The sequence below is a fragment of the Fretibacterium sp. genome (genome assembly GCF_057312375.1).
In genome coordinates, this window is record NZ_DBHLDX010000031.1 from 1 (window position 1) to 22795 (window position 22795).

Annotated in this window: 19 protein-coding genes; 17 read left to right on the forward strand and 2 right to left on the reverse strand. The window is 68.1% G+C overall.

Annotation, left to right across the window (positions count from 1 at the left end):
• On the forward strand, positions 1 to 195 hold a 195-nt coding region (locus tag ACO41U_RS06185; RefSeq protein ID WP_485942436.1), incomplete at its 5' end, for a helix-turn-helix domain-containing protein.
• Between the two features lie 52 nt (positions 196 to 247).
• Here the strand turns inward: ACO41U_RS06185 and ACO41U_RS06190 are convergent.
• Positions 248 to 1030 carry a tellurite resistance TerB family protein gene (locus tag ACO41U_RS06190; RefSeq protein WP_485942438.1) on the reverse strand — a complete coding sequence of 261 codons (783 nt, stop codon included), beginning with the start codon at positions 1028 to 1030 and terminating at the stop codon, positions 248 to 250.
• Positions 1031 to 1270: 240 nt separating this feature from the next.
• Here ACO41U_RS06190 and purE point away from each other — a divergent pair, with 240 nt between their 5' ends.
• From purE to thpR, 10 genes are all read left to right on the forward strand, one after another.
• Positions 1271 to 1771: a 5-(carboxyamino)imidazole ribonucleotide mutase gene (purE, locus tag ACO41U_RS06195; RefSeq protein WP_485942440.1), complete on the forward strand. Its 501-nt coding sequence runs from the start codon at positions 1271 to 1273 to the stop codon at positions 1769 to 1771.
• Positions 1768 to 2793 carry a phosphoribosylformylglycinamidine cyclo-ligase gene (gene purM / locus ACO41U_RS06200; RefSeq protein ID WP_485942442.1) on the forward strand — a complete coding sequence of 342 codons (1026 nt, stop codon included), beginning with the start codon at positions 1768 to 1770 and terminating at the stop codon, positions 2791 to 2793. The genes purE and purM overlap by 4 nt, the downstream gene beginning before the upstream one ends.
• A complete protein-coding gene (purN, locus tag ACO41U_RS06205; RefSeq protein WP_298778811.1) occupies positions 2787 to 4100 on the forward strand; it encodes a phosphoribosylglycinamide formyltransferase in 1314 nt (437 codons plus the stop codon). Before purM ends, purN begins: the two co-directional genes overlap by 7 nt.
• On the forward strand, positions 4097 to 5284 hold the full coding sequence (locus tag ACO41U_RS06210; protein ID WP_485942444.1) for a phosphoribosylaminoimidazolecarboxamide formyltransferase: 1188 nt from the start codon (positions 4097 to 4099) through the stop codon (positions 5282 to 5284). Before purN ends, ACO41U_RS06210 begins: the two co-directional genes overlap by 4 nt.
• A gap of 57 nt (positions 5285 to 5341) precedes the next feature.
• Positions 5342 to 6604, forward strand: a complete 1263-nt coding sequence (purD, locus tag ACO41U_RS06215) for a phosphoribosylamine--glycine ligase (RefSeq protein ID WP_485942446.1) — start codon at positions 5342 to 5344, stop codon at positions 6602 to 6604.
• Between the two features lie 44 nt (positions 6605 to 6648).
• Entirely contained in the window at positions 6649 to 10377 is a 3729-nt protein-coding gene (locus tag ACO41U_RS06220; RefSeq protein ID WP_485942448.1) for a phosphoribosylformylglycinamidine synthase, read from the forward strand.
• A 122-nt stretch (positions 10378 to 10499) separates the two neighbouring features.
• On the forward strand, positions 10500 to 11204 hold the full coding sequence (gene purC / locus ACO41U_RS06225; protein WP_485942450.1) for a phosphoribosylaminoimidazolesuccinocarboxamide synthase: 705 nt from the start codon (positions 10500 to 10502) through the stop codon (positions 11202 to 11204).
• Positions 11205 to 11273: 69 nt separating this feature from the next.
• Positions 11274 to 12719: an amidophosphoribosyltransferase gene (purF, locus tag ACO41U_RS06230; RefSeq protein ID WP_485942452.1), complete on the forward strand. Its 1446-nt coding sequence runs from the start codon at positions 11274 to 11276 to the stop codon at positions 12717 to 12719.
• Between the two features lie 63 nt (positions 12720 to 12782).
• Entirely contained in the window at positions 12783 to 13460 is a 678-nt protein-coding gene (locus ACO41U_RS06235) for an HAD family hydrolase (RefSeq protein WP_485942454.1), read from the forward strand.
• Positions 13438 to 14013, forward strand: coding sequence for an RNA 2',3'-cyclic phosphodiesterase (gene thpR, locus ACO41U_RS06240; RefSeq protein WP_485942456.1), 576 nt, complete (start codon positions 13438 to 13440; stop codon positions 14011 to 14013). Before ACO41U_RS06235 ends, thpR begins: the two co-directional genes overlap by 23 nt.
• A 130-nt stretch (positions 14014 to 14143) precedes the next feature.
• On the opposite strand, the gene ACO41U_RS06245 is transcribed toward thpR, so the two are convergent.
• On the reverse strand, positions 14144 to 15571 hold the full coding sequence (locus ACO41U_RS06245) for a hypothetical protein (protein ID WP_485942458.1): 1428 nt from the start codon (positions 15569 to 15571) through the stop codon (positions 14144 to 14146).
• Positions 15572 to 16562: 991 nt separating this feature from the next.
• Here ACO41U_RS06245 and ACO41U_RS06250 point away from each other — a divergent pair.
• The 6 genes from ACO41U_RS06250 to ACO41U_RS06275 form a co-directional block, all read left to right on the forward strand.
• Positions 16563 to 16862, forward strand: a complete 300-nt coding sequence (locus ACO41U_RS06250; protein WP_485942460.1) for a hypothetical protein — start codon at positions 16563 to 16565, stop codon at positions 16860 to 16862.
• Between the two features lie 232 nt (positions 16863 to 17094).
• Complete coding sequence (locus ACO41U_RS06255) at positions 17095 to 17829, forward strand: phosphatase (protein ID WP_485942462.1); 735 nt, start codon at positions 17095 to 17097, stop codon at positions 17827 to 17829.
• A 161-nt stretch (positions 17830 to 17990) separates the two neighbouring features.
• On the forward strand, positions 17991 to 18893 hold the full coding sequence (locus tag ACO41U_RS06260) for a 50S ribosomal protein L11 methyltransferase (protein ID WP_485942464.1): 903 nt from the start codon (positions 17991 to 17993) through the stop codon (positions 18891 to 18893).
• A 6-nt stretch (positions 18894 to 18899) separates the two neighbouring features.
• Positions 18900 to 20222: a MiaB/RimO family radical SAM methylthiotransferase gene (locus tag ACO41U_RS06265; RefSeq protein WP_485942466.1), complete on the forward strand. Its 1323-nt coding sequence runs from the start codon at positions 18900 to 18902 to the stop codon at positions 20220 to 20222.
• On the forward strand, positions 20210 to 21766 hold the full coding sequence (locus tag ACO41U_RS06270) for an Hsp70 family protein (protein ID WP_485942468.1): 1557 nt from the start codon (positions 20210 to 20212) through the stop codon (positions 21764 to 21766). The genes ACO41U_RS06265 and ACO41U_RS06270 overlap by 13 nt, the downstream gene beginning before the upstream one ends.
• Positions 21767 to 21836: 70 nt before the next feature.
• Positions 21837 to 22795: J domain-containing protein (locus ACO41U_RS06275; protein ID WP_485942470.1), on the forward strand; the 959-nt coding region annotated here is incomplete at its 3' end.

The window sequence follows — 22795 nt, forward strand, 5'->3', positions numbered from 1 at the left end:
CTGCAGGTTCACTACAACACCGTCCGCTATCGATACGAGCGGATCTGCGAGCTGATCGGCGACCTCGCTGCCCCCGAGAAACGGGTGGAGGTTTCCGTAGCCCTCCACCTGTGCCGCCTCAACCCGGATCTGTGCCGCCCGGAGACCTCCAGTCCACCTTTGCGGAGCAGCCCTGACCGGAGAGGCCTTGGCTAGCACCATGCCGATCGTCGATAGGGGGCCGTCCCCCGGCCCCCTGTAGTTTTCCCTAGAGGGTTTGGGCCATGCCCATGAGCTGCTCGATGTTTTGCGCGGTCTGGGGCGACAAGCCCATGGCCCTGGCAAGGCCGTCCAGGTAGCTGCGCTCCGCCTCCGTGTCCACCTCAATGGCCATCAGGGAGGCGGAGTAGACCTGTGCGGCCATGTCGGGTCGCCCGCGCACCGCCTGCACGATGGCGTCCGTGGACATGGGGGTCTGCAGCTGGGTGACGACATAGCTGAGGCCTTCCTGTCCGACGCCCGTCTCCTTGATGCGCGCCGTGATACGGTTCAGCTCCTCCTGGTCCACCTGCCCGTCCGCCTTGGCCGCATTCAGCATGGCGGTGAGCAACAGTTTTGCGTCGTCCTCCGATGGGGCTGAGCTGGCGACCGGCTCGCTCTGCCCGTTCTGTCCGGCGCCCTTCAGGGCCTTGAAGGCCATCATGCCGAGGAGCCCCAGCACGCCCCCTCCGATTCCACCTGCGACGGTGCTCCGCTCCGAGGACAGCGCGCCCAGGAGCGCTCCGACCCCCGCCGCCGCCAGGTTGTCCTTGCCGCCCACCGCCTGCCCCGCGCGGCTGACCGCTGCCTGGCCACCGTTCAACAATTTGCCGAGGGCCCCCTGTACCCCGCTGCTCATGGACGAGGCCGCCTCCTGCACCCTGTTGCCTGCGGAGGGGGCCATCCCTCCCTGCGCCATCGCACCCAGGAGCTCCGTAAAGTTGATCGCCATCATCTCATCCTCCGTTTCTCCTCCGAGGGCCGTTTCGCCGTTTCGGAGCGTTGAGGTCAATCTTCAGCCACGTGCAGGGATTTGTCAAGGAGCGCCGTTTGCCGTGGTCGCGCAGGGTGTGGACGTCCGAAGTTGCCCGCGAAATTCGAGGGCCGCCTCGGACGCGCCGTCTTTTTCGAATCGGCCGTCGCGCGGGACTTCTCCGTCCTATCTTCAACTTCTCGTCTTGCGGCGGTTTTTCAGGTTATAATGGGCGTGAGGTCGTGAGATTTATTCTTTCTGAGCGAAGGAGAGAAAACGATGAAGAGGATTGCCATTGTCATGGGGAGCGACAGCGATATCCCCATCGCGGAGAGGGCGGCGGAGGTCCTGAAGAAGCTCGCCGTCCCCTTTGTCGTCCGGGTGATGTCCGCGCACCGGACGCCGGAGGCCGTGGCCGCCTTCGCCCGCGGCGCGCGGGAGGCCGGATTTGGCGCCGTCATCGCCATCGCGGGGAAGGCGGCGCACCTGGCGGGCTTCATCGCGGCGCAGACGCGCCTTCCCGTGATTGGCGTGCCGGTGCGGTCCGCCGATCTGGGGGGGCTGGACGCGCTGTTGGCGACCGTGCAGATGCCCTCCGGCGTGCCCGTCGCGACGGTGGCCATCGACGGTGGAGCCAACGCGGCGTGGCTTGCGGCGCGCATCCTGGCCGTCGCCGACGAGGAGCTTGCCGCTTCCCTCGATAGGGAGGCGGCGAGCATGGCCGAGGGCGTCGAGCGCAAGGATCGGGCCCTTCAGGAAGGATCGGGGGAAGCGCGGTGACGCACCGGGAGGCCTACGCTAAGAGCGGCGTGAACGTGGAGGCCGGATACGAGGCGGTGCGGCTCATGGCGAGTTCCGTGGCGCGCACCCGCGTGCCGGGCGTCCTCACGGACCTGGGCGGGTTCGGCGGCGCCTTTGAGCTGCCCAAGGGGCTTCAGGACCCGATCCTGGTCAGCGGGACGGACGGCGTGGGCACGAAGCTGAAGCTGGCCTTCCTGATGGACCGCCACGACACGGTGGGCATCGACTGCGTGGCCATGTGCGTCAACGACGTGCTCTGCTGCGGGGCGCGTCCTCTGTTCTTCCTGGACTACGTGGCGGTGGGCAGGAACGTGCCGGAGCGCGTGGCGGCCATCGTCTCTGGCGTGGCGGAGGGCTGCGTCCAGGCGGGCTGCGCCCTCATCGGGGGGGAGACGGCGGAGATGCCGGGCTTCTACCCGGCGGAGGAGTACGACCTGGCGGGCTTTGCCGTGGGGATTGTGGAGCGGGCGAAGATGCTGGATCGGAGGAACGTCCAAAGCGGCGACCTCCTCATCGCCCTGCCGTCCTCAGGCCTGCACTCCAACGGGTTCTCGCTGGTCCGGCGGGTGCTGGACGTGGAGCGACGGGACCTGAGGCAGCGCGTCGATGAGCTGGGCTGCTCCCTTGGGGAGGCGCTTCTGACGCCCACGCGCATCTACGTGAAGCCCGTGACGGCGCTCCTGGAGGCCGTGGACGTCCACTCCCTCGCCCACATCACGGGCGGCGGGTTTCATGAGAACATCCCGCGCAGCGTCCCGGAGGGGATGGGGGTACGCATTCGGCGCGCAGAGCTTCGGGTCCCGCCCATCTTCGAGTTCTTGATGCGCGAGGGCGGTATCGACGAGGAGCAGATGTTCCACGTCTTCAACATGGGCGTGGGGATGACCACGACGGTTGCGGAGGACGACGCCGAGGTGGCGCTTCGCGTCCTGCGTGAGAACGGCGTTGAGGCGCGGCCGATCGGCAGCGTCGTAGATGAGGAGGGAGTTGTGCTGTGCTGAACGCACGTATTTCCATACTGGTTTCCGGTGGCGGAACGAACCTTCAGGCCCTGCTGGACGCCCAGGTGAACGGGGTCCTTCGGAGCGGCAAGGTGGTCCAGGTGATTTCGAGCCGGGCTGGCGTCCGGGCGATCGAGCGGGCGCACGAAGCCGGCATCCGCACCGACGTGGCCGAGTATCGCGAGTTCCCCAACCGTGAGGCCTTTGAGCGGCGCCTGATGGAGCTCCTGACCCAGTCGAAGCCGGACGTCATCGTCCTGGCCGGCTTCCTGCAGATCCTGAGCGCGGACTTCGTCTCGCGCTGGGAAGGGCGGATCGTGAACGTCCACCCGTCCCTGCTTCCGGCCTTCTGCGGGAAGGGCTTCTACGGCCTTCGGGTGCACGAAGCCGTCCTGGAATCGGGCGTGAAGGTGACGGGGGCCACGGTACACCTCGTGACCGCCGAGCCGGACAAGGGCACGATCCTGATGCAGCGAGCCGTCGACGTGCTGCCGGACGACTCTCCGGAGCTCCTTCAGCACCGCGTGATGGAACAGGCGGAGTGGCGCATCCTGCCCCAGGCAGTGGAAGACCTCTGCCGCAGCCTGGCGTCCTCTCCCTCCGACTTCTGCCTGCGGGGGAACCGCTATCCCGGCCGGGGCATCATCCTGGGCTGCGGGCCCAACGGCCGCGCCGTCCTGGCGTACTTCATCATGGGACGCAGCGCGGGGAGCCGCGCCCGCGCCTTCAGGCGGGAGAAGGACGACGTCGTCATCCGCCTGTTGGACCAGTCCGGGGTCAAGGACCCGTCGCTGATCCTCTACGCGCCCCTTCGGATGTGCGGGCGGAACGTCGTGGTGGCGAACGGGGACCAGACGGACACGATCTGCGAGTTCCTGAAGAAGGGCAAGGGGTTTGAGGAGGCCCTGCGCACGCTGGAGTACGAGCCGGACGCGCCTCACTTCACGCCCAGGATCAGCGGCATGATCTCCCTGCCGGAGTCGGGCTTCAGCTACCGGCTCAGCATCCTGAAGGCGTCGGGGGCCGGACGCCGCTGCCAGCGCCAGTTCTTCGAGTACGAGCCCATCCCTGGGATGGGGCACCTCATCCACACCTACGCAGGGGACGGGGCCGTGCTGCCGTCCTTCTCCGGGGAGCCCCTGACGGTGAACGTCCCTTCGAGTATCGACGCCTTCACCAACGGGCTCTGGGAGGCCCTGGACGAGGAGAATCGCGTGGCCCTCTACGTCCGCTACTCCCCCCTGGATGGGGGCCGGTACGAGGACAGGGTCGTCAACCGCTACGGCGAGGGGGCAAAACTGCGTTGAGGGAGCTGGAGCTGAAGTACGGCTGCAACCCCAACCAAAGGCCGGCACGCCTCTTCGTGCCAGAGGGACGGCTGCCCGTTGAAGTGCTCAACGGACAGCCGGGCTACATCAACTTTCTGGACGCGCTGAACGGCTGGCAACTGGTCCGCGAGCTCAGACGAGAGCTGAAGCTTCCTGCGGCGGCGTCCTTCAAGCACGTGAGCCCCGCCGGAGCCGCGCTGGGCCTGCCCCTCAGCACGGAGGAGAGGCGGCTGTTCTTCGTTGACGCTCCGGACGTGAACGAGTCCCCCCTGGCCTGCGCCTACGCCCGGGCGCGGGGGACGGATCGCCTGTCCTCCTTCGGGGACTGGATCGCGCTGAGCGACCCCTGCGACGCCGCGACGGCGCGCGTGATCCAGCACGAGGTGTCGGACGGCGTCATCGCGCCGGGCTATTCGGACGAGGCCCTGGCCCTGCTGCGGGCGAAGCGGAAGGGCGGCTACGCGGTCGTGCGCGTGGACCCGGACTACGAGCCGCCGGCGATGGAGCGGCGGGAGGTGTTCGGCATCACCTTCGAGCAGGGCCGAAACGTCGCCCCCGTCATCGACCTCGCCCTCTTCGACGCGCCGGCGACGAAGCGAAAGGACATTCCGGAGCCCGCGCGGCGGGACCTGACGCTGGCCCTCATCGTGCTGAAGTACACGCAGTCGAACTCCGTGTGCCTCGCCTCCGGCGGCCAGACCCTGGGCGTGGGCGCAGGACAGCAGTCCCGCCTGCACTGCACCCGCCTGGCGGGGGACAAGGCGGACGTGCGCCTGCTGCGCGCGCACCCCAAGGCGCTGGCCCTGCCCTTCAGGGAGGACCTGCCCCGCCCGATTCGGGACAACGCCGTGGACCGGTACGTGGCGCTGTCGCTCCAGCCCGACGAGCCCCTTCAGGACGAGGACTGGCGGCTCTGCTTCACGCGCCGCCCGGACCCCCTGACGCCTGCGGAGCGTCGGGAGTGGCTGGAGGGCGCCACGGGCGTTTCGTTGGGCAGCGACGCTTTCTTCCCCTTTCCGGACAACGTGGAGCGCGCCCGCCGAAGCGGCGTGAGCTACATCGCCCAGCCCGGCGGCTCCATTCGGGACGACCTCGTCGTCCAGGCCTGCGATCGCTGCGGCATCGCCATGGTGATGACCGGCCGGCGGCTGTTCCATCATTAAATGCACGCCTTTTCATCGGACCGTTATCGGGCGTTATCCTTTGGAGGTTGAGGACGAATGGACGTCATGGTGATCGGCGGGGGCGGGCGCGAGCACGCCATCGTGAGCCGCCTGGCGCGCAGCCCCAGGGTGGGCCGCCTCTACGCGCTGCCGGGGAACGGGGGCATCGGGCGTCACGCCGAGTGCGTCCCCATCAAGGCGGAGGACCTGGACGCCGTCGTGGGGTTCGCCGTGGAGCGCGGCGTCGACTTCGCGGTGGTGGCGCCGGACGACCCACTGGTAATGGGGGCCGTGGACCGGCTTGAGGAGCGGGGAATCCCCTGCTTTGGCCCCAACGCGGCTGCGGCGGCCATCGAGGGCAGCAAGGTCTTTGCCAAGGGACTGATGAGGAAGTACGGCATCCCCACGGCGCCCTTCGAGGTCTTTGAGGACGCGGAGCGCGCCATGGCCTACGTTGCGACGGCGAACCGCCCGCTGGTGGTGAAGGCGGACGGCTTGGCGCGGGGCAAGGGCGTGGTGGTCGCGGAGGACGCCGTCGGGGCCGCCGCAGCCGTCACCTCCATCATGAAGGACCGCGTCTTCGGACGGAGCGGCGACCGCGTCCTGATCGAGGAGCGGCTCCGCGGTCCGGAGGTCACCCTTCTGGCCTTCACCGACGGCCGCACGATCGTGCCCATGGTCTCCTCCATGGACCACAAGCGGGCCTTCGACGGCGACGTGGGGCCCAACACGGGCGGCATGGGGGTCGTCGCGCCGAACCCCCACCTCACGCCGGAGCTCATGGAGGTCTGCATGAGGACCATCCTGCGCCCCACGGTGGAGGCCATGAGGGCGGAAGGGCGCCCCTTCAAGGGCTGCCTCTACTTCGGGCTGATGTTGACGGAGGACGGGCCGCAGGTGATCGAGTACAACTGCCGCTTCGGGGACCCGGAGGCCCAGGCCGTGTTGCCCCTCCTGCGGTCGGACCTCCTGGAGATCATGGTGGCCGTGCGGGAGGAGCGCCTGGACGAGGCGGACGTCCGCTTCTCTCAGGACGCCTCCTGCTGCGTCGTGCTGGCCTCACGGGAGTACCCCGGCTCCTGCAGGACGGGGTTCGCGATCGATATGGGGGGCGCGGAGGACCTGCCGGGCGTCGAGGTGTTCCACGCGGGGACGCGCCGTGAGGGGGACAGGCTGCTGACGGCGGGAGGTCGCGTGCTGGACGTGACGGCCGTGGCGCCGACGCCCCGCGAAGCGCGCGCGCGGGCCTATGAGGCGGCGAAGCGAATTCGCTTCGAGGGCGCGCGGTTCCGCGGGGACATCGGAGGCGTCGACGAGTAGCGCAAGAAGGTCTTGCGGGGATGCCATGACGGGAGGCGGTCTGGATGGGTCGGGTTCACAGGCTTTACGTTGAGAAGAAGCCGCCGTTTGCGCGGGAGGCGGAGGCGCTCTGCGCGGAGTTTCGCGGCGTCCTGGGCGTCGCGGGGCTGGAGCGGGTGCGCGTCCTGAATCGCTACGATGTGGAAGGGCTGGAGGCGGAGGCGCTTTTCGCGTGCGTCGGCGCGGTGTTTGCGGATCCCTGCACGGACGACGTGCTGGAGGCCCTGCCGGAGGCGCCCCACGTCCTGGCGGTGGAGTACCTGCCGGGGCAGTACGACCAGCGGGCCGACGCGGCGGAGCAGTGCATCGAGCTCCTGCTGGGGTGCAGGCGGCCCACGGTGCGCACGGCCCGCGCCTACCTGCTCTGGGGCAGCCTGAGCGACGCGGACATTGCGGCAGTGAGGAAGCACCTCATCAACCCGGTGGAGAGCCGCGAAGCGCAGCTGGCGGAGTACGACGCCCTGGAGGCCCTCTGCCCCGCGCCCCCCGACGTGCCGGTGTTGACGGGATTTCGAGAGATGGACGAGGCGGCCGTGAGGGCCCTGATCGAGTCCCATGGCCTCGCCATGAGCGCGGCGGACCTGGCCTGCTGCGCGGCGCACTTCAGGGAGGAGGGGCGGGACCCGACGCTGACGGAGCTCAAGGTGCTGGACACCTACTGGTCGGACCACTGCCGCCACTCGACCTTCCTGACGTCGCTGGACTCCGTCGAGTTCGAGGACGAGCGCATCCGGGAGGCCTACGGCCGCTACCTGAGGCTGCGGGAGGAGACGGGGCGGAATGACCGGCCCGTCACGCTGATGGACATGGCGACGATCGGCGCGCGGGCGCTCAAGGGGCGGGGAAAGTTGACGGACCTGTCGGAGTCCGCGGAGGTCAACGCCTGCACGGTCCGCATTCGGGTGAACGGCGAGCCATGGCTCCTGCTGTTCAAGAACGAGACCCACAACCACCCCACGGAGATCGAGCCCTTTGGAGGGGCGGCCACCTGCGTGGGGGGCGCGATCCGCGACCCGCTGTCCGGTCGCGGGTACGTGTATCAGTCCATGCGCGTGACGGGCGCGGGGGACCCCCGCCGTCCCGTCGCCGAGACGATGCCGGGCAAGCTGCCCCAGCGCACGATCGTCACCGCGGCGGCGGCGGGCTACAGCTCCTACGGCAACCAGATCGGGATTCCCGCGGGGATCGTGGACGAGATTTACCACGAGGGCTACGTGGCCAAGCGCATGGAGATCGGCGCGGTGATCGCCGCGGTCCCCGAAGCCAACGTGAGGCGCGAGGAGCCCCGGCCGGGGGACGTCGTCTTCCTGCTGGGGGGCCGCACGGGGCGCGACGGGTGCGGCGGGGCCTCCGGGTCCTCCAGGGCCCACACGGCCCGGTCCCTCGAAACCTGCGGTGCGGAGGTGCAGAAGGGCAACGCGCCGGAGGAGCGCAGGCTGCAGCGGCTGTTCCGAAACCCGGAGTTCACGCGCATGATAAAGCGCTGCAACGACTTCGGCGCGGGAGGCGTGTCCGTGGCCGTAGGGGAGCTGGCGGACGGGCTGGACATCGACCTGGACGCCGTCCCGTTGAAGTACGCGGGCCTGGACGGCACGGAGATCGCCATCAGCGAGTCCCAGGAGCGCATGGCGGTCGTGGTGGACGCGGAAGACGCGGCGCGGGTTCGAGAGCTGGCGGAGGCGGAGGACGTGCGGGCTGCTGTGGTGGCTCAGGTCACGGCGGATGGGCGGGTGACGATGCGCTGGCGCGGAAAGCGCATCCTGGATCTGCCCCGCCGCTTCATCCAGACGAGCGGCGCGGAGCGCCATGCGGAGGCACTCTGCGCCTCCCCCAGGCCCTGCGCCCCGGAGGTGCCGGACGACTTCGTCCGCGGGATGCGGGCCGTGGCGGCGGACCTCAACGTCTGTTCCCGACGCGGGCTCTGCGAGCGGTTCGACTCCTCCGTGGGGGCCAACTCCGTGCTGTCCCCCTTCGGCGGTCGGCGTCAGCGGACCCCCGCCCAGGCGATGGTGGCGAAGATCCCCCTGACGGGCGGCCACAACGACACGAGCGCCTGCTCCGCCATGGCCTGGGGGTTCGACCCCTTCCTGTCCTCGGCCTCGCCCTACGACGGCGCCTACATGGCGGTGGTAGAGTCCCTGTGCCGCCTGGCCGCGGTGGGCGTCCCCCTGGAGTCCTGTCACCTGAGCTTTCAGGAGTACTTTGGCCGCCCGGGCGCGGACCCTCGGCGATGGGGGCTGCCCACCGCGGCGCTCCTGGGCGCCCTGGACGCCCAGATGGACTTTGGCGTCGCCGCCATTGGGGGCAAGGACTCCATGAGCGGCTCCTTCGAGGGGCTGGACGTCCCGCCGACGCTCGTCTCCTTCGCCCAGGGCATGACCGACGTCTCCCGCGTCCTGTCGCCGGAGTTCAAGCGCGCAGGCTCCCGCGTCGTGTGGCTGCGCCCGCGGTGCCGGGGTCCGCTGCCCGACCCGAAGTCCCTGCTGGCCCTCCTGGCGCGCGTTCAGGACCTGCGCGTCAGGGGCGAGGCCCTGGCCGTGGGGACGCCCGCCTTCGGCGGGCTGGCGGCCCTCGTCCTGAGGATGGCCATGGGCAACGGGTTCGGCTTCGCGTTCGACGACGACCTCACCCTGGCGGAGCTCTTCGGTCCTGCCCGCGGGTCCTTCGTGGTGGAGCTGGCGGAGGGCGTTTTGGACCTGGAGAGCGCGGAGTTCGACTGCATCGCGCTGGGCCGGGTGCTGGAGGCGCGCCGGGCGACCCTGGGCGGCGAGGCCGTGGACATGGAGGAGCTGGAGGGTATCTACGAGGGCGTCCTGGAGGACGTCTTCCCCGTGAGGTGCGATGCAGGAGAGCTGGTTTCGCTGCCCGACGCATGGCCGGCTCCGGCGGAACGGGCCGTCCCCCGGCTGCCCCATGGCGCCGCTCGCCCGCGGTTCCTCATCCTCGTGTTTCCGGGGACGAACTGCGAGTATGAGTCCGCGCGCGCCGTGGAGCGGGCCGGAGGAGAGGCGGAGGTCCTGGTGGTCCGGACGCTGACGCCGGAGGCCATGAAGGAGTCCGTGGACCGGTTCGCCGCGCGGCTGGGCGCGTCGCAGGCGCTCTTCCTGCCCGGCGGGTTCTCCAACGGCGATGAGCCCGACGGGTCCGGGAAATTCATCGCCATCTTCCTGAGGAGCCCGGCGGCCCGGTCCGCGGTGGAGGGGCTCCTGGAGGTGCGGGGCGGCCTGATTTTGGGGGTGTGCAACGGCTTTCAGGCGCTGGTGCGCACGGGGCTCCTGCCCTTCGGCCGCATCGTGGACCCGGATGAGCTGGGGGAGGGCTCGGCCGTGCTGACCTTCAACGCCATCGGCCGCCACCAGTCGAAGATCGTCCGCTCCCGCGTCCTCTCGAACCGCTCTCCGTGGCTGAGCCGCACGCGGGTGGGCGACGTGTTCGCCATGCCCGTCTCCCACGGCGAAGGGCGCTTCGTCTGCGGGGTGGCCCTGCTGCGCCGCCTGGCGGAGGCTGGGCAGGTCGCGACGCAGTATGTCGACCTGCAGGGGAGCCCCACGATGGACGTCCAGTACAACCCGAACGGCTCCCTGGCCGCCGTCGAGGGCCTGCTCTCGCCGGACGGGCGCATCTTCGGCCGCATGGGACACGCGGAACGGGTGGGGGATGGCCTCTACCAGAACGCGGGGCGCACGGGGGGCACGATGATGTTCGAGTCGGCCATGGACTTCCTGCTGGGGTAGCGCGGGGGAACCCCGAAATTTCCCCTGCACAAACCGCGCAGATGCTCTATACTTCTCTTTGTTTCCTGAGGCTCCTGCCGCCTGCGGGAGCCTTTTGATTTTGAGGCCGGGAGGTCAATGCGATGGAAAAGCGTGAACAGCTTTATGAGGGCAAGGCAAAGAAGGTCTTCGCGACGGACGATCCGAAGCGCTACGTCGTCGAGTACAAGGACGACGCCACGGCGTTCAACGGCGAGAAGCGCGGCACCATTGTCGGCAAGGGCGTCGTCAACAACCGGATGAGCAACATCCTGTTCCGGATGCTCGAGGCGAACGGCGTGCCCACGCACTTCGTGGAGGAGCTGAGCGACCGGGAAACGCTGGTGCGGGCCGTGGAGATCGTGCCCCTTGAGGTCATCGTCCGCAACGTGGCCGCAGGCTCCTTCTCCAAGCGGTACGGCGTGGAGGAGGGGCGGGCGCTGAAGACTCCCACGCTGGAGTTCTCCCTGAAGGACGACAGCCTGGGAGACCCCCTGATCAACGACTCCCACATCCTGGCGCTTGGGCTGGCCACGGAAGAGGAGCTCAGGACCATGCACGAGATGGCCTTCAAGATCAACGACCTGCTGAAGGACTACTTCCTCAAGATCGGCGTGAAGCTCATCGACTTCAAGATCGAGCTGGGCCGTTGCGACGGCCGGATCGTTCTGGCGGACGAGATCTCGCCGGACACCTGCCGTTTCTGGGACGCCAAGACGAACGAGAAGCTGGACAAGGACCGTTTCCGCCGCGACCTGGGGCACGTGGAGGCCGCCTATCAGGAGATGTTCAAGAGGGTGACGCAGTAGGCGCAGGGGGAGGACGGGGGACGGACGTCCCCCGAAACTCAAGCTTTGGAATGGAGCGCGGAGGCGGAGATGGAATGGTATGAGGAGGACGCCCTGCACGAGGAGTGCGGCGTCATGGGGGTTTATCGGAAGGAAAAGGACGCCGCGAGCCTTGTGTATTACGGGCTTTACGCCCTTCAGCACCGCGGTCAGGAGAGCGCCGGCATCGCTGCGAACCGGGGGGGCACCGTCATGCAGGTCAAGGGGCCCGGACTGGTGGGAGAGGTGTTCCGCGGGGAGACCCTGGCGGGCCTGAAGGGCAACATCGCCGTGGGCCACGTGCGCTACCCGACGGCGGGGGGGGCGGACCCCCGCAGCGCCCAACCCCTGGTGGCCCGCTGCGGGATGGGGGACATCGCCCTGGCGCACAACGGCAACCTGGTGAACGCGGACAGCATTCAGGAGATGCTGACGGACGCGGGCGTGATCTTCCAGACGACGACGGACAGCGAGTCCATCCTCAACCTGATCTGCCAGCACGGAAACAAGCGCGGCGTGGAGGCGGGCATCCGCACTGCGATGAGCCTGATCAAGGGAGCCTACGTCCTGGTCATCACGCTGGGGGACCAGCTGATCGGCGTGCGCGACCCCTACGGCCTGCACCCGCTGTGCCTGGGCAGGCTTGCGGACGGCTGGGCGCTGGCCTCCGAGAGCTGCGCGCTGGAAGCCATCGACGCGGAGTTCGTCCGCGACGTGGAGCCGGGCGAGGTCGTATTCATCAACCAGGAAGGGGTGCGCAGCCTGCCCCCGTCGCAGTGGTGTCGCAAGAGCCTCTGCGTGTTCGAGCTCATCTACTTCGCACGGCCCGACAGCGTGCTGGACGGCATCAGCGTCTACGATTTCCGCCGCCGATGCGGGCGACTTCTGGCGCACCAGCGGAGGATCGAGGCGGACCTGGTGATGGCGGTGCCGGACTCCGGCATCCCGGCGGCCATCGGCTACGCCGAGGCGTCCGGCATCAACTATGGCGAGGGGCTGATCAAGAACAAGTACATCGGGCGCACCTTCATCCAGCCGACCCAGGAGATGCGGGAAACTGCCGTCCACATCAAGCTGTCGCCCATCCGCAGCAACATCGAGGGCAAGCGCCTGATCGTGGTGGACGACTCCATCGTGCGGGGGACGACCAGCCGCCGCATTGTGCGCCTGCTGCGGGCGGGCGGGGCCAGAGAGGTCCACCTGGTCATCTCCTCTCCCCCCGTGTGCTACTCCTGCTACTTCGGCATCGACACGCCCTACAGGGAGAAGCTGATCGCCGTGCAGAAGACGCAGCAGGAGATCCTGGAGTACATCGGCGCCGACTCCCTGACCTACCTCAGCGACGCCTGCCTGTCGGAGGCCTGCGGGCACCAGGACCTCTACTGTCGGGCCTGCTTCGACGGGAACTACCCCATGGAGGTCCCCGCCACCGCGCGGCCTGCGGGATTTTTCAAGGAGAGCGGGCCAATGGGGTTCGCGGCGGACATCGAATCGTAGGGAGCGCCGGGGACATGACCACTGCGTCCGCAGGGGCGGCGCGAAAGGACGAGGAGGGAGCTTATGATGCTGAGCGCGGTTCTCTTTGACATGGACGGGCTGATGTTCGACACGGAGGCGCTGAACCTGAGGGCCTGGGAGGCGGCGGGAGAGCGACACGGGTACGCGATCACGCCGGAGGTCATGCACGAGCAGATCGGCCTGAGCCTGCCAAAGACGCGCAGCATGATGCAGGAGCGGTTCGGCCCGGCGTTCGATTTCGACCTGGTGCGGGGGGACCGAATTCGCTGGACGGAGCGCTGGATCGAGGAGCATGGCCTGCCGGAGAAGCCCGGCCTCCGGCGGGTCCTGGCATGGCTCATCGAGAGGCGGGTCCCGCGGGCCATGGCGACATCGAGCGACCGCGGGATCGTGGGGTTCTACCTGAAGCACACGGACGTGGGGGAGTGCTTCGACCGAATCCTCACGGGGGATCGCGTCGAGCGCGGCAAGCCCGCGCCGGACATCTTCCTGAAGGCCGCCCTGGAGCTGGGGGCGGACCCCGCAGGCTGCGTGGTCCTGGAGGACTCCTACAACGGAATCCGGGCCGCCCACGCTGCCGGAATGATGCCCGTGATGGTGCCGGACCTCCTGCCGCCGACGCCTGAGATCGCGGCTCTGGCCTATCGCGTGGTGGGGAGCCTGAACGACGTCATCCCCGTTTTGGAGGCGCTGACCGATGAGCGGAAGCCGGAGCGCTGAGGACCGGGACACGGCGTCCCTCATCCGCGCCTTCGTCGCGGTGACGGTCCCCGATGGGGCGGCGCGGATGCTGGAACTCCTCCTGACGCGCCTCGCGCCGCTGGGCCGGCTGAGGTGGGTGACGCGGGCCCAACTGCACGTCACGCTGCGCTTTTTGGGGGAGCGGACGCCCGACGCGATCGAGAGGGTGAAGCGCGCGCTGGCGCCGATCGCCTTTCCGCCCTTTGAGGTGGAGCTCTCCCGCGCGGGCGCGTTCCCCAGCCTGGAGCGTCCCCGCACGCTCTGGCTCAGCGGCGCGAAGGGCGCGGCGGAGCTGACGGTCCTCGCCGCCCGCCTGGAGGACGCGCTGGCGGAGGCGGGCATCCCGCGGGAGCGGCGGCCCTTCGTCCCCCACCTGACGCTGGCCCGCTGCACCGGGGAGCCCCTGCCGCCGGCGCTCCTGAAAGCGCTGGAGAAGGTGCCTCCCGTTTTGTGGACCTGCTGCGGCATCGAGCTGATGCGAAGCCGACTGACCCCCCGCGGGGCGATCTACAGCCCCATCCCTCTCGAGTGATCGACGCCATAAAACACCATGAAGCACATACGAACGAGGGGCCGCGTGCGGCCCCTCGTTCGTATGTCCCCAGGCCCTTTGAGTTGCTGCGACGGACAGCGCGAGGACGGCGGTTTGCTCCTCCCCGCCCTCAAGCCATCATGGCGGCCCGCTGGACGGCCTCCTGCTGGAGCTCCCGCACCAGGTTGATGCGAAACACGTCCGGAAACTCGTCCAGGTTGCAGCAGCTTAGGCTGTAGCGGACGGTGAGGTTGTCCTCCGCGGGCAGGGGCTCCACGCTCACCAGCATGGAGGTGCTGCGGGTCAGGCCCAGCACCCTGGAAACGCGGGAGTACTTGGCGAGGTAGTTCTCGTACTCGCCCGTCTTGGCCTCGATCCAGAAGATCTTGTCCCCCACGCAGAGCAGGAAGTCCAGCTCGAAGTTCTCCCCCGTGGGGAGGATGATGTTGGGGTTCTTCATGAAGGCGTAGGGCAGGCTGACCGTGGCGGGGTGCGTCGTCAGGATGGAGATCACCTTGTCGCGGATGTAGTGCTCCAGCCAGCCTCCGGTCAGGAAGTTGATGGCAGCCGGCGTCCGGTTCACCTGAGCCACGATGCTGTACTGGGGAGCGCGCCGGTAGGTGAAGGAGGAAAGGAACTTCGCTGCGCTCAGCATGTGGCAGAAGTTCAGCGTGTGGGTGATGTCCCGGCTTGGCAGCTTCGCCAAAGAGTAGCGAAACTCGCGGCAGTCGTTCAGAGTGGCCTTCATCATCTCGTAGAAGGGACGGACGTAGACGAGGTACTTGCCGAGGAACGCAGCGATTTGAGGCACCTCCTTAGGCAGGTGCCCTTCGTCGGGGATGGAGGTGACCTCCACCCGGTGGTCCTTCAGGTACTTGTAGAGGATGTCGAGGCGCTTCTGCGAGAACTGCCCGCCACGCTCCGGGGCGTTTCCCGCCGGCCCCAGGAGGTTGCCCGACGCCCCCGCCGGAAAGACGGAGAGGTCCGGGTGGGGCAGCATGTTGGGCGTGAGCAGCTCGATGTGGCGGCCCGCGCGGGAGCTGGAGATGGTTCGCATCAGCCCCGCCGCCTCCAGGTTGTCCAACTGCGCCAAAAGCGAGGGCTTCCCGATGCCCAGCGCCTGCGCCAGTTGGTTGACGTGAAGCAGCCCCTCCTCATGCCCCTTCAGGACGTCCATCAGGACGAAGAGCGTTCCCAAAGGGGTGAAGCCCCTCAGGGAGGACATCATCTCCACGCTGCTGAACTCCGTGGGGGGGTAGGGGTTCCTTCGGGCTGGCGCCGTCTCCTCCTTCCGCTTGGAAGCGGGTGCTGCGGCGGGCCGCTCCGCCGGGTGCGGCGTCTGGGGCGTCGCCTCTGCCCTGGGGCTTTGCGCCGATGCCTCCGCCTGAAGGGCGGTGCGCCGGTGCCGTCTGCCGCCTCTGCGGCTTCGGCTGTGGCGGCAGGCAGCGCTCCTGGCGGGGACGGAGGCCTCGGCGGCGGACTCGATGGCCTCCCCAACGCTGAAGGGGATCTCTCCATCGTCCAGCGCCTCGCGGTCCAGCTCCTCCAGAGGCTCCACGCCCGCAAGGGGATCTGCCGCCTCCGGCTGGAGCTCGTCCAGGGGGAGCGGTTCTACAGGAACCGCCCGCTCAGGGACGGGAAGCGCACGGAGCGGAGAGGAGACGATAGTGATATCATGAGGGGCCTTTTCGTTATCAGTAACGTTATCGTTACTTTTTTTGACCTCATTTTTGGTGTTAGGGCCGAGTTTTTCCTTCGTTGGATGGTCGGCAGGGGTTTTTACGGAAACGTTTTTATTATCGGTACTTGAAGCATTACCTTTATGGGGCTCCCCCTCGGCCTTTTTGTCAGTCAATTTGGTGGTGTTTTTGGTACCGGTATGGTTATCGACGTTATTTTTTCCGCGCCCGCGCCGTCCTCTCCCTCGCCCCGTCGGCTTCTCGGGAGAGCCTTTCTGCGCCTGTGCGTCCGCGGGCTCCGCTTCCACGGGCGTGGGACTGCTCTCGCCGGGCTCCGGCGTGCGGGCGGTTCCGAGACGGCCCGCTGGAACCTCAAGCTCTGAGTCAGAAACGTTCTTGATATCGGTAGCGTTTTTATTATCTTTTTTTCGTTCCGGTTTTTTCTCGTCGGGGATGGCGTTGCGCTCCGAGGTCATCTCGCCAGGCCGCGCTTTGGCCCCCCGGCGCCTTCCTCTGGATGCGGGGGCGTCGTACTGGGTTGTCTTTTCATTTCCGGTATCGTTATTGATCCCGTTTTTTGGAAGCTCTGGGGATGCGGAGGGCTTTGCGCCCTTCGGCGCGACCTCCTTTGCGGCGCGCCTTCCTGCGGCGGGCGTTTCCCTTGCCGCGGGACGCTTTTCGACGGCGGGGGGCGGCAACTCAGTCGCTGCAACGGGAGCCGGACCCTTGCCTGCAGCGGCACGTCGTCCTCGCCTCCGCCTTTCGCCCTCCGATGGCTCCTCCGGGGCTTCGGGCTGGCGCGGAGAAATGGTTAATTTTTTATTACCGGTATGATTAAGGGGAGGCTTCTTCGCGTTCTCGTGGTCGGCCTTGGGGCTCTCCGCGGCCTTCGCCGTTCCGGCCGAGGCCGTGCGGGGCTTCCGGGGCCGCACTCCAGCAGCAGCCTTGGTGGGGGCTTTGTCGGGCGCCTTGACGGATTCCTGCTTCGTGGAGGCCGTCTGGGCCGGCTTGGGCGGCCGAACGGGGGTCTGTTCCAGAGATACGCCCCCCCTCGTGGAGAGCTCCGCCGGTTTCTCGACGGCCTTTCGCCTGCTTCGCGTCCTCTTCGCCTTCTCCTTCGTCGTTTTCTCCGCCTGTGCCGCATCCGCCATGTCGCGTTCCTCCGCCTGAACCCCTGCCATAGGGCTCCCATGATTTTATACCGGTCATTATTTTATCACCTTTTATGGTTTTCGGAGAGGAAACTTGTCCGGGATCGTTTTTAAAACCGGTATAAAGAACCGCGTAGCGCATTGAAAATGAATCAATTTGATTTAACCGACGTTTCAATTATAATAGTAGACTGTTTTCGTCTGCGGCGTTTTGCGGACGGACAAATCTCGATGTGGAGGATTGATCTTCGATGAAGCTGCGCGCAGACCTGCACACGCACACGCTAGCCTCCGGGCACGCCTATTCCACGGTTGGCGAGATGGCGCGCTCCGCCGCGGCGAAGGGCCTCGAGCTGATCGCCATAACGGACCACGCCCCGGCGCTGCCGCAGACCTGCGGATGGATGCACTTTGCCAACCTCCACACCCTGCCACGGGAGGTGTGCGGCGTTACCGTCCTGAGGGGCGCTGAGCTCAACGTCCTCAACCTGGAGGGGGAAACGGACCTGCCGGAGCGGGTTCTGAAGCGCCTGGACTGGGTCATCGCGAGCCTCCACGAGCACGTCCTGCCGTCCAGGCCGAAAACGGATTACACCCCGGTTTACCTGGCCCTCGCGGAAGACCCCTTCGTCGACATGATGGGGCATCCGGAGTCGCCGGACTACCCCTTCGACGTGGACCGCGTCCTTCCCCTCTGGGCGGAGCGGGGGAAGGTCGTGGAGTTCAACGAGGCCCATATCTTCACCGGAAGCCAGGAAAACAGGCGGAACGCGCTGTGCCTGGCGGAGGCCTGCGCCAGGTGGGGGGTGACCGTGGCGGTGGACTCGGACGCCCACAGCGAGTGGGACGTGGGGCGCACGTCCCGGGCTGCGGAGATGCTCGCGGAGATGGGGTTCCCGGAAGAACTGGTGCTGAACCTCTCCGCCGAGCGGGTTCTGGACTTCCTGCAGCGTCGTACGAGGCGCGCCGTCTGCGACCCGTCGTGACGGACTTTTCCGGACATCCTGCAAAAAGGCGCTGTCTCGAGTTTCCTCCCGTAGTACAATTACAAGGTGAGAATTAAGCAGATTGGGCCGCAGCGGACCACGCTCCCGGCACGATCGATCTGGGGGTGTTCCTTGTGTGTCCTGACGAGTTGAACGCGTCTTTGCCGGAGCAACCGGCGGAAGGTGACGGAGGTTTTTGGTGGACCGTTGAGTATGAGCTCATCCCTGGCGAGAACAGGGAGTGGGATGCGGAGCGCCTCTGGACCCTGGCCTCGATGACCGGCGCCATCGGCTCCGAGCTTGTCGAGGATGAGGGCAGGATGACCCTGCGCGCCGACTATCTGAGCTCCAGAGACCCGGACGAGCTGAGCCGGTTGGTGAGCGCCCTCCTGCCGTCCTTTCCGGGGGTGTCCGCCGGCGAGTGCCGCAGGACGGAAAAGCGCGCCTGGAGCACGCAGCACCTCGAGGCGTTCCCGCCCCTCAACGTGGGGCACACCTTCGTGGTCATGGCCCCGTGGCACAGGGACGAGGAGAGGCAGGGGCGCATCCCCCTGTACATCTATCCCGCCATGGCCTTCGGAACGGGGTACCACGAGAGCACCCGCATCGCGCTTGAGCTCATGGAGGACGTGGTGCACCGGGGGGACGTGGTGCTGGACATCGGCACGGGCACGGGCATCCTGTTCATCGCGGCCCTGAAGCTCGGCGCTTCGTGGACCGTCGCCCGCGACCTGGACCCGACGACGATCGAGGAGGTGCGCCACAACATGGAGCTGAACGACCTGAGCCCGGACCTCTGCGACCTGGCTGTGGGGGACCTGCTCTCAGGCGTGCAGGACAAGGGGAACGTCCTCCTGGCCAACATCCTTCTGGCGCCCAACCTGGCCCTTCTGCCGGACGTGAAGTACGCCCTGAAGCCGAAGGGCTACGCCATCTTCTCCGGCATGACGAACCACGAGCGCGGAGCGTTCCTGTCCGTCCTCTCCTCCTCCGGGCTCGAACTGGAGCGGGAGCTTCACTTCGGCGACTGGTGGGGCTGCCGGGCCCGTCTTGCCTGGGGCTAGGGCTTCGTGACCGAAAAGAGGGGGCTGGGGCCCCTTGGGCTGCGGGGTGTCCCGGTGTGGCTCCACGTGCTGGGATGCCGGTCCAACCTGTGCGAAGGCGACTTCCTGGCCGGGGACCTGGAGGCCAGGGGCGCGCTGGTGTGCCGTGAGCTTGAGAGCGCCCAAGCGGCCGTCCTCGTCAGTTGTTCCGTGACGGCGGAGGCGGACCGCAAGTGCCGTCAGTTGGTGCGCCGCGCCCGCCGTGCGGTGGGGGAGGAGGGCATCGTGGCCGTGTGTGGCTGCTGGGCCCAGGGCGTCGAGGCGGAAGCAGCGCAGGAGCTGGGGGTTGACCTTCTGGTGGGGAACCGCCGAAAGTCCCTGCTGACCGAGGCCCTCGATACCGCGCTCCGGCAGGGCCGCACCTTTTGCGACCTGCGGGCGGACCTCAGCGCGGACCGTTCCTGGGAGGAGCTCCCCATGGGGGCTCCCCGGCTGCACTCCCGTGCCTTCATCAAGGTCCAGGAGGGCTGCGACCACTTCTGCACCTACTGCGTCATCCCCTTTCTGCGGGGCCGGTCGGTGAGCCGCCCTCCGGCGGACGTCCTGGCGGAGGTGCGCCGCGTTTCCGAGGGGGGGTGTCGCGAGGCGGTGCTGACGGGGATCCACCTCGGCATGTACGGCCGGGACAGGGGGTCCTCCCTGGCGGAGCTGGTGCGCGCCGTGTCGGAGTGCGGGGCCCTGGACCGGCTTCGGTTGGGGTCCCTGGAGCCCTTTTCGCTCGACGGCGCCCTGCTGGACGCGCTGGCGGAGAGTCCCATCTTCTGTCCGCACCTGCACCTGCCGCTCCAGAGCGGAGACGACGGGGTGTTGTCCCTCATGCGCCGGGGCTACACGGCGGACGATTTCGTCCGCGTCTGCGAGGCGGCCCGCAGCCGGCTGGGGGCGGACCTGCACATCTCAAGCGACGTCCTGGTGGGGTTCCCCGGAGAGGATGACGCGGCCTTCCACGGCACGACGGCCGTGATGCGCCGCGTGGGGATGGGGCGGGTCCACGTGTTCCCCTACTCCGAGCGGCGCGGCACCCTGGCGGCCTCCCTGCCCGGAAGGGTGGAGCCTGCCGTGCGGGCGGAGCGCGCCGCGGGGGCCGCTGCGGTGGGGATGGAGCTCCTGAGCGGATACGCCCGGCGCTTTATCGGCCGGACGCTGGAGGTCCTGACGGAGGGGGATGGAGCGGGCTACACCCCGCAGTTTCTGGAGGCGGCCTGGGAGGGCGGCTCTCCGCCCGGACGGACGGTGCGCGTGGCGATGCGCTTTGAGAAGGGGGGAAAGCTTGAGGGATGTCTCGCATGAGTTCGCCCGCCATCGGAATCGACCTGGGGACGCGCAACGCCCTGGCTGCTTTCCTTGACGAGGATGGCGCCGTCAGGCTCATCCCCAATCGCTGGGGGATGACGACGACTCACTCCGTCGTCGGCTGGGAGGATGGGGCCTGGGTCGTGGGCGAGGACGCGGTGCGCCTGGGGCTTCGGGGCAGCGGCGTCTGGTGGGACCTGAAGCGCAAGGTGGGGACCTCCTTTCGGGCCTTCCCCGACGGACGCCCGCGCACGGCTCAGGACCTTCTGGTCCCCCTGCTGGAGGCGCTGCGCGAGGACGCGGAGGTGTGCCTGAAGTCCTTCGTGTCCTCCTGCGTCCTGACCGTGCCCGCCTGCTTCACCCTGCCCCAGCGGGAGGCCATGATCCGCGCGGCGAACGCCGCAGGGCTGAACGCCCGCATCGTGTCGGAGCCGACGGCGGCGGCCCTCGCCTTTGGACGCCAGGGGCGGTTTCTGGTGCTGGACTTCGGGGCCGGCACGACGGACATCTCCGCGGTGGAGAGCGAGGGTGGCGTGTGGCAGGTGCTGGAGAGCGTCGGCACGGACACCGTCGGGGGCTATGAGTTTGACGTGGCCCTGGCGGAGTGGCTGCGCGAGAGCCTCCTGCTGGACAAGTTCGATGCGGGGGACGTGCGCTGGCAGATGCTGCTCCAGGAGGCGGAGAGGATCAAGATCGCCCTGTCCGACTGCTGGTCCGTCCACTGGACGCCCCCTGCCCTGGGAGGATGGGCCTCGCCTGAGCTCACGATCTATCGCGAGGACATGGAGCGCCTGATGCGCTTCTCCATCCGGCGCCTGATCCACACGGTGCGTCGCTTGTGGGATCGCTATGAGCCGGAGCACCTGCTGCTGGTGGGAGGATCGAGCCGTATTCCCCTCCTTCAGGAGATCCTGGAGCGGGAGGTGGCGCTGCCGGAGCGGCTCAGCCTCTGTGCGGAGGACGCGGTAGCGCGTGGTGCGGCGCTCTACACGGCATCGGGACGGGAGCGGCTTCTGCTGGACGCGCTCTCCGGGGACCTGAACGCGCTCTGGTGCGGGCAGACGCTGACGCTCATCCCATCGGAGTCGGTGCTGCCGGCCCACGCGGAGGTCGCCCTGGAGGCGGAGCGGCCGGGGCACGCGACGCTTGAGATCCACCAGTCTCGAAATGAGCTGCGGGACGAGAGCGTTCGCCTGGGCTCACTGGACCTTGAGGTCGAGGCGGGAGAGAAGCTTCGCCTCGCCTGTCTCCTTTCGGCATCGGGTCGCTTCACGGCGTCCCTGACGCGCGGGACAGGGGCGTGCGTGCCCATACCGCTGGTCCTGGAGGGGGCGGAGGCCGACCGCAGCGCGGAGGCAGAGAACGATCGCCGCCTGCGCGAGCTCAAGCTCTCCCTGGTCAGCCTTGAGACGCTGCTGTCGGGCAGTCAGCGGGCCCGGCTGCACCTCTTGTTTCGGCACGCCGAGGGGGCTCCCTCGGATCCGGAGGTGATGGGGCTTCTGGAGGGCCTGGTGAAGGACTTGAAGCGAGCGGTATCCTGACCTGCGAGACGCTGCGGAGTTCGGTTCCACGTTGTGTTGAGCTTCTGACGGAGCGAGGTCGTTTGTTGCGATGGAGATGAACCTTTTCGGGGAGGTCAGGGCCAGCCTGAGGGCCCTTGGGCTGGAGCCGGGGGCGACGGAGGCGGACGTGCGTTCCGCGTTTCGCCGCCTTGCGTTGACCTGTCATCCCGACGTGGTAGGGCAGGGAGGGGCGCTGCGCTTTCAGCAGATTGCGGGCGCCTACTCCCTCCTGAAGGGCCTTGCGCCGGACGAGCTGAGGCAGCTGTCCGGTGCGGGCTGGCGGCAGCGTTCCCTCGTCAAACGCCGCGCCTCCACGTTCCTGGACTGGTATCGCAGCCGCCGCGACCGGGCGCGGCAGGAGGCCGAGGAGGCTCGCCGGGCCGAGCAGGCGGAAGAGCGGCGCCAGGCCGAGGAGCGAAGCGAGCGGGTGGATCGCGTGCTGGAACAGTACGACCGCAGCCTGAGCCGACGGCTTGAGCGGATGTCGAAGAGCGCTGACGCGGCGCAGCTGAACGACGTTCTGTCGCGCCTTAGGTCCTCAGTTGCCGAGGTGCGGCGCCTCGCGCTGGGGCGCGTGGGGACGTTGATCAATCGCGCTGAGGTCCGCCAGGCGGTGTCGGACCTGTTGTGTCGGTGGGACGTGGACGAGAAGACGGCCCGGCTGGTGGGCGCACTGCCCATGGAGGCTGTGGTCCTGCGCCGCCTCGCCGCGGACGTCGCCTCCCGCGCGGGCCAGTTCCCCAACTCGCTGGTCATGAGCCTGCTGGCGCTGCGCAGTCGGGACGTTTTGCCGGACCCGCTCCTGATGGAGCGCTACCTCGTTACGGTCCGGCCTGAGTGCGTTGCCGCGATCCTGCGCTATTGGCCCGACGGCAGCTCCCCTTCGGATGCGGCGCTGCGCCGACTGCTGGACTCGGAGGACGGACAGGTGCTGGTGCCGCTCCTCTCCGCGATGAAGCAGCGTTTCCCTCATGCCGTGCCCCGCTTCAGGGGGCGATTGAAGGAGCT